This is a genomic window from Sulfuricurvum sp., from assembly GCF_049587615.1.
Lineage (GTDB): Bacteria > Campylobacterota > Campylobacteria > Campylobacterales > Sulfurimonadaceae > Sulfuricurvum.
In genome coordinates this window covers 1-10,026 of the sequence record NZ_JBAVEF010000061.1, presented here as the reverse complement: position 1 = coordinate 10,026, position 10,026 = coordinate 1, and the positions used below count along the sequence as shown (strand labels likewise).

The 10,026-nt window shown below is 44.6% G+C and carries 12 protein-coding genes and 1 pseudogene; 12 read left to right on the top strand and 1 reads right to left on the bottom strand.

The annotated features are described in order from the left end of the window. Window positions 1-302 precede the first annotated feature (302 nt). Complete coding sequence (locus WB308_RS11955; protein ID WP_424191826.1) at window positions 303-1,394, top strand: NAD(P)/FAD-dependent oxidoreductase; 1,092 nt, start codon at window positions 303-305, stop codon at window positions 1,392-1,394. A 22-nt stretch (window positions 1,395-1,416) separates the two neighbouring features. Next, window positions 1,417-2,031 (top strand): hypothetical protein, encoded by a 615-nt coding sequence (locus WB308_RS11950; RefSeq protein ID WP_424191824.1) that lies wholly within the window; start codon window positions 1,417-1,419, stop codon window positions 2,029-2,031. 169 nt (window positions 2,032-2,200) lie between these two features. Here WB308_RS11950 and WB308_RS11945 read toward each other — a convergent pair whose 3' ends face one another. Next, complete coding sequence (locus WB308_RS11945) at window positions 2,201-3,256, bottom strand: glycosyltransferase family 4 protein (protein WP_424191822.1); 1,056 nt, start codon at window positions 3,254-3,256, stop codon at window positions 2,201-2,203. A 253-nt stretch (window positions 3,257-3,509) separates the two neighbouring features. Here WB308_RS11945 and rplU point away from each other — a divergent pair, with 253 nt between their 5' ends. From rplU to WB308_RS11895, 10 genes and pseudogenes are all read left to right on the top strand, one after another. Further along, on the top strand, window positions 3,510-3,818 hold the full coding sequence (rplU, locus tag WB308_RS11940) for a 50S ribosomal protein L21 (RefSeq protein ID WP_424191820.1): 309 nt from the start codon (window positions 3,510-3,512) through the stop codon (window positions 3,816-3,818). A 23-nt stretch (window positions 3,819-3,841) separates the two neighbouring features. Then, on the top strand, window positions 3,842-4,099 hold the full coding sequence (gene rpmA, locus WB308_RS11935; RefSeq protein ID WP_015654103.1) for a 50S ribosomal protein L27: 258 nt from the start codon (window positions 3,842-3,844) through the stop codon (window positions 4,097-4,099). Window positions 4,100-4,246: 147 nt separating this feature from the next. Next, the gene (obgE, locus tag WB308_RS11930; RefSeq protein WP_424191817.1) at window positions 4,247-5,344 is read left to right on the top strand and encodes a GTPase ObgE; all 1,098 of its coding nucleotides are present in this window, start codon (window positions 4,247-4,249) and stop codon (window positions 5,342-5,344) included. Then, a complete protein-coding gene (gene proB / locus WB308_RS11925) occupies window positions 5,341-6,114 on the top strand; it encodes a glutamate 5-kinase (protein ID WP_424191815.1) in 774 nt (257 codons plus the stop codon). The genes obgE and proB overlap by 4 nt, the downstream gene beginning before the upstream one ends. Next, the gene (fmt, locus tag WB308_RS11920; RefSeq protein WP_424191813.1) at window positions 6,111-7,022 is read left to right on the top strand and encodes a methionyl-tRNA formyltransferase; all 912 of its coding nucleotides are present in this window, start codon (window positions 6,111-6,113) and stop codon (window positions 7,020-7,022) included. The genes proB and fmt overlap by 4 nt, the downstream gene beginning before the upstream one ends. Continuing rightward, a complete protein-coding gene (locus WB308_RS11915; protein ID WP_424191811.1) occupies window positions 7,003-7,638 on the top strand; it encodes a biotin--[acetyl-CoA-carboxylase] ligase in 636 nt (211 codons plus the stop codon). The genes fmt and WB308_RS11915 overlap by 20 nt, the downstream gene beginning before the upstream one ends. After that, window positions 7,635-8,420, top strand: a complete 786-nt coding sequence (locus WB308_RS11910) for a ParA family protein (protein WP_299932118.1) — start codon at window positions 7,635-7,637, stop codon at window positions 8,418-8,420. The genes WB308_RS11915 and WB308_RS11910 overlap by 4 nt, the downstream gene beginning before the upstream one ends. Before the next feature lie 9 nt (window positions 8,421-8,429). Beyond that, window positions 8,430-9,272, top strand: coding sequence for a ParB/RepB/Spo0J family partition protein (locus tag WB308_RS11905; protein WP_424191809.1), 843 nt, complete (start codon window positions 8,430-8,432; stop codon window positions 9,270-9,272). Between the two features lie 68 nt (window positions 9,273-9,340). Further along, window positions 9,341-9,763, top strand: coding sequence for a F0F1 ATP synthase subunit B' (locus WB308_RS11900; protein WP_424191807.1), 423 nt, complete (start codon window positions 9,341-9,343; stop codon window positions 9,761-9,763). An 8-nt stretch (window positions 9,764-9,771) separates the two neighbouring features. Then, window positions 9,772-10,026, top strand: a pseudogene (locus WB308_RS11895) (F0F1 ATP synthase subunit B); the annotation flags it as partial.

Genomic DNA, 10,026 nt, shown 5'->3' with positions numbered 1-10,026 from the left:
TACCTTCCTTTCTTTTTCATAAGAAACGAAGCGAAAGAAAATCGCCCCAACAACAGAACGCTTCCGATATTCCTGTGCACTGCTGCACGAAATCGGGCTCTTGGAGTGTTGTTGCGACAGAATATTTTAATTTTGATCTGAATTTTCCCCTGCAATATACCTAAAGCTCCGTGGCTGGCAGACGTGTCAAGCCTACGGATGGCGTCTTATTGCAGGAAAAATTTTCTTTGCCACGGTTAGGTTAATGACCTGTGCACTTTAAATTATAAACGATAAAGATAATTTAGTGTATCGTTCTACCGATGATAAAAAATTATGATATATTGGTTGTTGGTGGTGGTCCGGCGGGAGCGACAGCGGCACGATTTTTAGCCCAAAAAAAATACAAGGTTTTATTGGTACAAAAAAGTTTAACTTTTGAAAAACCGTGTGGCGGTGGAGTACTGCTAAAAACTTTTGATGAATTTGCTTTAGATAAAGCGAAAATTGCTCATCAGGTTAATACGATAAAATTTGTAGCACCAAGCCTATTTGGCGTTGATGTGAGTCTTGAAAAAGAACCCTTGGCGATTGTGAATCGATTAGAATTTGATACGTACTTGCGAACATTGGCTCAAAATGAAGGTGCAGAAGTAATCGAAGGTTATTTTAAATCGTATGACGGTTTATTGGCTTACATCAAAACCAATACTTCAGAGCTTCGCATACAGGCAAAATACATTATAGCCGCGGATGGTGTCAATTCTACCGTACGAAAAGCAGTAACAGGAACGTTGCCGAAAAGAGTATTGACACTCTATGCTAAAGTAGAACAGCCATTAACCGCTAAATGTGAATTTTGGTTTGGTCGGGATATTGCGCAAGGTTATTACGCATGGTCGTTTATTCACAACAATGGGACACACATTGGACTCGCTTGTGAAGATGAATCCAATGTCCATACCTATTTTGGCCATTTTTGTGAAAAATTAGGACTGAAATATATACCGAAAGCGAGAGGGTACTATATTCCTCTTTGGAAAGATGACCTCTATCGCAAAGATAATATTTTGTTTGTCGGAGATGCTGCCGGACAAGTTTCCCCTTTCACGTATGAAGGAATTTATTATGCTATGCGTTCAGCACGCTATGCCGCTGAAGCAATCGCTGATGGTGATCTTGATAACTATCAACAGCTATGGCAAAAGAATTTAAAAAAACGTTTTAAAGCGATGGAACTGCTGCAAAAACTTTTGCTGCGATGGGATTGGATCATTGAAAGAGTGGTAAAACTGTTACATAACACAAAAGTACATCAAGCAGCATTGCGTTTTTGGAGTGGCAAAAGCACACCAAAATCTGCATGGCAAACAATACGAAAAATTATAAAGCTTCTTAGTCAAAAAACGTTATAAGCCAGTAGAGGGGACGAAACAAATGTTTGAGATCAATGTTTTAAATACTATACTCTATAGTGTTGGGTTAATCATACTCTTTTATGCTTTCTTCTGTATGGTTGCTAAACGGTTATTACGCCCTGATTGGAAAAAATTAGGTTACATTGTTTTTGTATTTTCATTATTGGGTGTAATTGGGGAAGACTTTGTCAATACCCTATATTCCATAATCTTTGGGGTTCCTTTATGGGAGTACCATCTCTATCCGACGCATAATGGGAATATTAGTTATTTGTTCCCGTTTGTATGGGGTACGCTTGGTTTTTATACGTATTGGCGAAGTGTTGTTTTTTTACACAATTCACCAATGAGTACATTAAGGTCAGGATTGTTATTGGGCACCGAAGCAATTTTTATCGAATTGATTGTCAATATCCCTTATCATATATTATTTGGCGATTACATTTTTTACTATTTTCCCGCGAATCTTGGCCCATTTTCACACTTTTCCTGTTTACAGGTCATACCTTTTTATATGCTTGTGGGAATTACTACGGCTAATATGCTTGAACAACAAGAGAAAATGGATTACAAGCATTTTCGTACAACGATATTTCTCTATTTGATGATTATGGCGACGTATGTTTATTTGTAAAAAGCTGGATTTACCCGCAGGGGGCACAATGCCCGCCTTCGCGGGAATGACGGACTTCGTCATACCCAGAAGGGCACAAGAACCTCTTCGAGGTCCTCGGGCTCACGTGCCCTGTAGGGTATGACCAGAGGATCCATCCCAAAGAGGGTTTTGCAAGAAGTCGAATCAATTATTTGGAGGATTTGTTTTTTTTAAGACGTTTGCGAAGTGCAAAGGGGTGTTGTTTGTTGATCATCGCATTGAGCAAAATGTACAGCATCGCCAAATTTAGTAGAAAAAAGATAATGATATAGCGTTGATGCGGGTAAGTGCTGAGCTCGTATCCCAGAATTGAATAAAAGAGTTGTAACAAAACGATAAAGAGGACGGTTTTTTTGACGTTGCCGTTGAAAAAATGGAGAAGTATATGGTGCATGTGGAGTTTATCCGGAGAAAACATCGATTTGCCGTTCCGTTTGCGCCGAATCATAACGATGAGAGTATCCATTACAGGAATAGCTGCTAGAAACAAGATGACGGTGGGTTGAATATACGGAAGCGCTTTGATCCACAAGACACCGATCACAAAGCCCACGGTCAGTGAGCCGCTATCACCCATAAAAATTTTTGCCGGGTTCCAGTTGAACAGCAAAAATGCACTCATAGCGGTAATGAACGACAGCGACAGATAGATCAAAAAAAGATCGTGGTGTTCGAATCCGATCAGTGCGAATGCAGAGAGAATGACGATCCCCATCCCTGCGGCTAAACCATCCAGTCCATCAGCCAGATTCATAGCGTTGGTCAACCCCGCTATCGCAAAAATCGTATAGGGGATTGCAAACCACCCCAAATCAAACTCAATACCGAAAATAACTCCCAGTGAATCGATACACAGACCGTCGGCATAGAGGAGTAAAACCGCGACGATGATGACAACAAATTTCGTTTTCGGGGTGGTGTCACGGTGGTCGTCCAGTACACCGACTGCAAAAATAAAAAAGATAGCGATGAACGAGATAAGATGGGTAAAAACGATTTCGTTCCAAAAGAGAACATCTGAGAGGATGATGGCCAGTATCATCGCGATACCTGCTCCTCTGGGGGTGACATTTTGATGGACACTGCGGTGATTTGGGATATCTACCAATCCCAGTATCGGAGCGTAGCGGATGAGGAGTTTGATCAAAAAGAGTGAGACACCAAAGATGATCACCATTTTTCCAATGAGAAGCGTATCAATCACAAAAACATACCTATATAATTAAAGTCAAAAAGAATTATGACTGTTTATCACTTAAAAACACCTATTGCTGTTATAAATTAACGGATAAGGTGTGGGGTCGGTTGGGGGTCCTTTCCGATTAAGATAAAAATAAACGGCAGTAATTGGAGTCATTGTGTGAGATTCCACTCTAAACTATACATTTTAAACCAAGCTTAAATATACGTTGGCTATAATTCGCCACTTTTTGTAGACTTGTAAGTAAGGAACGCTAATGTACGCAATTATCAAAAACGGCGGAAAACAGTATAAAGTTCAAGAGGGTGATATCCTTTTGTTCGATAAAATGGGACTTGATCCTAAAACCACCGTCGAAATCAAAGAAGTTCTTGCCGTGAATAACGGTGAACTCCGCACCGGTACTCCATTTGTAGAGGGTGCTGTTGTGACAGCTGAAGTTATCAATGAAGGTCGTGACCGTAAAGTCGTGATCTACAAAAAACGTCGTCGTAAAGACAGTAAATTGAAACGTGGTTTCCGTAGAGATCACACACGCGTTCGTATCGTTAAGATCGCTGCGTAATTATTTTAAAGTAGGAGGACAGCATGGCTCATAAGAAAGGTCAGGGTAGTACACAGAATAACCGCGACTCAGCGGGACGTAGACTCGGTGTCAAAAAATACGGCGGTGAATTCGTACGTGCAGGTAACATCGTTATCCGCCAGCGCGGAACAAAAGTTCACCCGGGTAAAAACATGGGTATGGGTAAAGACCACACATTGTATGCGTTGGTTGACGGTGTCGTTGCGTTTGAACGTAAAGACAAAAAACGCAAACAAGTTTCTATCATCCCTGCCGCTTAATTTTCACTTGCATCGGGCTTTCGCCCGATTTTGAATCCATTTCCAAAATTATCTTTTTAATTGTGTGCTTTCGTACTAAGTGCAGTGTTAAGCAAATAATAGTTGTCTCGTTCGAGGCAAATGTTCAAAACAACCTTAAGGACATATATGTTTAGTGATAGTGTAGAAATTACCGTCTCATCCGGAAAAGGGGGAGCAGGGTGTGTTGCTTTCCGCAGAGAGAAATATGTCCTTCAAGGGGGCCCGAACGGCGGAGACGGCGGTCGCGGTGGTGATGTTTATTTCAAAGTGGATAACAATACCCATACTTTGGCCCATTTTCAGGGGAATAAAAACCTCAAAGCCGGCAAAGGGCAGCCGGGATCAGGCTCCAACATGGCGGGAAAAGCGGGGCAGCGATTGGTCGTTGTCGTCCCTCCGGGAACCCAGGTAGTGGACGTGGAGACCGGAGAAGTTCTTTTGGATCTTCTCGAAGACGGAAAAGAGGTCCTCTTTTTGACCGGGGGGCGCGGCGGTCTCGGAAATGTCCATTTCAAATCCTCTACGAATCAAAAACCGATGTACGCCCAGCCGGGTGAACCGGCGGTGGAGCGTGTGGTGCGGCTGGATCTTAAACTGATTGCCGATGTCGGACTGGTCGGATTTCCGAATGTCGGTAAATCGACGCTGATCTCTACCGTTTCCAATGCCCGTCCCGAAGTGGCAAACTATGAGTTTACGACACTGACGCCGAAGCTCGGACAGATTAACATCGGCGAGTTTGATTCGTACATTATGGCCGATATCCCGGGTATTATCGGCGGTGCTTCGGAAGGAAAAGGGCTAGGGTTGAAATTTTTGCGCCACATCGAGCGGACGAAAACCCTGTTGTTTATGATCGATTTGGCCTCCTACCATGAACTCGAGTATCAATACGTTACCCTCAAACAAGAGCTTGAAAATTTTTCACCTCTTTTAGCCGAGCGTAATTTCGCGATTGCCCTCACCCGTGCCGATGCGATGACTCCCGAAGAGGCGATTGAAAAAACCAATGCATTTTTGAAATTGCTGGGGTTTGATCCGGTTGCAAAAAGCCGATTCGCCTTTAGCGATGAATATCCGGTGTACGAACAAGCCGATTTTGATAAAGCTTTTTATGACCGATCCAAGCCGGCATTTATCGCACCGATCTCTTCGGCGATCAACTTGAATATCAAACCGCTCACCTACGCACTTTATCAAATGGTCGTAACGGAGCGCGCATGAAGCGGATCGTTGTTAAAGTCGGGAGCGCCGTTTTAAGCGAACAAAATCGGATAGCAAAAGACCGGATGCAGCGTCTGGTCGATTTTATCGCCGAGCTTAAAAAAAGCTACGAAGTGATCCTCGTCTCTTCCGGTGCCGTCGCGGCGGGGTATACCGAACTCAAACTCGATAAAAAGATTTTGGCAAATAAACAAGCCCTTGCCTCCATCGGGCAGCCGATTTTGATGAACAAATACCGTAAAATGTTTGAACATTACACGATTCTCCCCTCCCAAGTGCTGGTAACGGCGGCGAATTTTAATACGGCCGAAGAGTCCCAAAAAGCGAAAGATACGATCGAAACACTTTTGGCCCACAATGTTGTCCCGATTATCAATGAAAACGATGCGACGGCAACGGAAGAGCTCATACTCGGAGACAATGATCAGCTCTCCGCGTATGCGGCCTACCATTTCGGTGCTGAGCTCCTCGTGATTCTTTCCGATATCGATGCCTATTATGACAAAGACCCCCGCAGCTTTCCGGATGCTAAAGTCCGTTCCCGCATCGAGTCTATCAGTGCCGAAGAACTCTCTATGGAAGTTACCCCGAACCATAATTTCGCGACGGGGGGGATTGTGACGAAACTCAAAGCAGCCGATTTCCTCCTCAAGCGGGGAAGCGCGATGTTCTTGGCCAGCGGATTTGATCTGAGCGATGCCAAAAGCTTTTTGATTGCGGGGGAACATCGCGGAGGCAGTTTGTTCAAAGCTGCGGAAGTGTCTCAATGACCCGCGTTATTTTTATGGGGACACCCGATTACGCCGCCTCGATCCTCGAAGCGTTGATTGACGCCGAAGATGTCGAGGTCGTTGCCGTTTATACCCAGCCCGATAAGCCGGTAGGGCGAAAAGGGGTTCTTACTCCTCCTGTCGTTAAAGTTTTGGCTGAATCTGCGGGTATCCATGTGATACAACCGACACGATTGCGCGACGAAGCTGTTGTGTCGGAGTTTTTATCCATCGAATGCGATATGATTATCGTTGCGGCGTACGGGCAGATTTTGCCTAAGGCGATATTGGAACATGCTCCGTGTGTCAATCTTCACGCCTCGATCCTTCCTCAGTATCGCGGTGCGAGTCCGATACAGCAAAGTTTGCTGAACAATGATCCCCAAAGCGGTGTTACGGCGATGTGGATGGATGAGGGGCTGGATACGGGCTCCATTATCCAGATTGAAACGCTCCCCATAGCTCCGGAGGAGATGGTAGAGTCTTTGTACGGGCGGCTGACCGATGCGGCGGTGAAACTCACCCTCGATGTAATCCGCCATTGGGATCGCCGCAGTGCGATTGCCCAAAACGATGCGGAAGCAACCCATTGTACAAAAATCACCAAATCCGAAGGGTTGATCGATTTTACCGATGCGCGGGAAATCTATAACCGCTATCGTGCGTTCACCCCCTGGCCCGGAATCTTTACCGAATCGGGACTTAAAATCAAAGCCATGCAGCTCGAAGAGGAAAATTCCTCAGGGGAAGCAGGGATCATTAAGGGGATCGACAAAGAGAGCATTGTGGTACAGTGTGCTCGAGGCTCATTACGCATTATGAAGGTTCAAGCCCCTTCTAAACAAGAGACTTCAGTCGTTGATTATCTCAACGGAAAACGGATCGGGTGTGGACATCCATTGGTTTGAGTCGCTAGACTCGACCCAAACCTTTTTGATCAACGAACTCAAAGGGGGACGGCTAAAAGGGCCCGTATGTGTCGGTGCGCTCTCGCAGACGATGGGGAAAGGGTCTCGCGGGAATAGCTGGATCGGTGCGGAGGGGAACCTTTTTATCTCCCTTGCGATTTCGCGTTCTGATTTTCCGGAGGATTTAAAACTCGAATCTACTTCGATCTATGTTGCTTTTTTAATGAAAGAACTTTTAGCTTCGTACGGCTCGAAAGTATGGCTAAAATGGCCCAATGATTTTTATCTGGAAGAGAAAAAAATCGGCGGGGTCATTACCAATCTCATCGGTGAGACGGTAGTGTGCGGTATCGGGATCAATTTGGGGTCGGCACCGGAGAATTTTTCGAAAATCGATATCGAAATCGGATCGGTTGAATTAACAAAAGATTATTGTGCACTGTTTAAAAATTTACCACCCTGGAAGCAGATTTTTAGTAAATACCGGATAGAATTTGAGAACAGCAGAGTTTATTTTACTCACAACAATAATGAAAAAGTTGCATTGGAACGGGCCGTTTTATTGGAAGACGGATCGTTGATGTGCGACAGCCAAAGGATATTTAGTTTACGATGAGTGAAGTTATTGTTATCGCCAATCAAAAAGGGGGAGTGGGTAAAACCACAACCGCCGTCAACTTAGCCGCATCCCTAGCCGTTGCCGAAAAAAAAGTATTGCTGATCGATGCCGATCCGCAAGCCAACGCAACGACCTCATTGGGGTATCATCGCAACAATTATGAGTTTAATATCTACCATGTTCTGATCGGTGCTAAAAAACTGCGAGAAATCATCTTAAAAACCTCATTGCCGAAACTTTTTTTGGCCCCTTCGAATATCGGCCTTGTCGGGGTTGAAAAAGAGTATTACGACGCGGACAATGCCAAAGGGCGCGAACTGATCTTGAAACGGGCGATCGCTCAGGTCAAAGACGAATACGATTACGTTATCATCGATTCCCCTCCGGCTCTGGGGCCGATGACGATCAATGCCCTCTCGGCTTCCAATTCGGTCATTATCCCGATCCAGTGCGAGTTTTTTGCATTGGAAGGGTTGGCGCAGCTTTTAAACACAGTCAAATTGGTTCGTAAGACGATCAATCCGAAATTGACGATCAAAGGGTTTTTGCCGACGATGTACAGTGCGCAAAATAACCTTTCCCGTCAGGTATTCGCCGATTTGCGTCAACATTTCCAAGCAAAACTCTTTAAATCGGGTGGGAGTGATGATTACATTGTTATCCCCCGTAACGTTAAATTGGCGGAGTCTCCGAGTTTCGGCAAGCCGGCCATTTTGTACGATGTAAAATCGAGCGGCTCAATGGCGTACCAAGATTTGGCCCACGCCATCATCGCCTAAAGGAATAGAATGGCGAAAGCATCCGCATTAGGAAGAGGGCTGGGGGCACTCCTCAGTGAAATCGAAGAAGCGTACGACAACGAGCTTCCGAAAAAGGGAGGGGTGGAAGAGATTGCTTTAACCAAAGTCCGCCCGAATCCCTATCAACCCCGTAAACATTTTGATCCTGAATCGTTGGGCGAGCTTGCCGAGTCGATCAAAACGCACGGTTTGCTGCAGCCGATCGTCGTCAAAGAAGATCTGGATGGGTATATCCTTATTGCAGGCGAACGTCGTTTACGTGCGAGCAAACTCGCTAAAAACAAAACGATCAAAGCGATTATTGTCTCCGTCAGCGATGAGCAAATGCGCGAACAGGCGCTGATTGAAAATATCCAGCGCGATGAACTCAATGCGATCGATTTGGCACAGGCATATCAGGAACTGATCGATATTCATGAACTGACCCATGAACAGCTCTCCCAGACGGTTCACAAAAGCCGTGCACAGATCACGAATACCCTTCGTCTTTTGCAGCTGAGCGAAAAAGGGCGCAAAGCGCTCGTCGAGGGAAAAATCAGTGCCGGTCATGCCAAAGTGATCTTGGGACTCGAAGCGAGCGAGCAAACGATGATGATCGATTCTATTATCGGTCAGAAATTGAGCGTTCGCGATGTGGAGAATATGGTTAAAAAAATCAAACTCCCCTCAACGACGCCAACCGCTTCTACGGAAGTTGAAGGGTTGGATTTTTCTGCATTGAAAAAGTATTTGAGTGCAAATGGTTATAAATGTGGCACGAAAGGTTACAAGTTAACCATCGAATTTGACGATAATGATCAAATTGACTCATTTTTAGACCTACTCTCTTAATATCTCTTTACGTTTAACTGTCCCTTCAATTTATAAGTTGTATAATCACGCAACTTTTAGGAGGTGGTATGTTAGATATAAGTCCGATGCTGCTTGGCAGCACACTGATTGTCTTCCTTGTCCTTATTGCCCTACTAAACAGTTTGCTTTACAAACCTCTTTTCAGTTATATGGAAAAAAGGGATGCAGATATTAAAAAAGATTTGGAACTTGTTGGCAACAACGATTCTGAAATCGCTGCATTTCATGCCAAAGCTGAAAAGATTATGAGTGATGCTAAACTGGAAGCAGCGGCATTAAGAGAAAAAGTTATTGCAGAAGCCAAAGCGCTGGCCAATAGCAAAATAGAGACAAAACGTGCTGAATTAGCACTTGAGTACGCAACGTTCGAAGGCGAACTGTCTGCAGAACGAACACGGTTGATAGCAGCGCTTCAAAATGAAGTACCTGCATTCCAATCTGCTGTATCAGCAAAACTAAGTCAGATATAAGGGTCGCAATGAGTAAAATAATCGTTACAGTATTAATGCTCAGCGCCTATCTGTTTGGATCGGATGCTGGTGCAGAGGGCTCTACGGACATCGTTCAACGAACGGTAAACTTCCTGATTTTTGCCGGAATTTTGTTCTACATTTTGGCTGAACCGGTTAAAAACTATTTTAGCGGGCGAAGTGCGGGAATTGCCGATGAACTTGAAAAAGTTCAGGAGCGTCTTCGTGAATCCAAACGTCTAAAAGAGGCGGCTGAACACAAA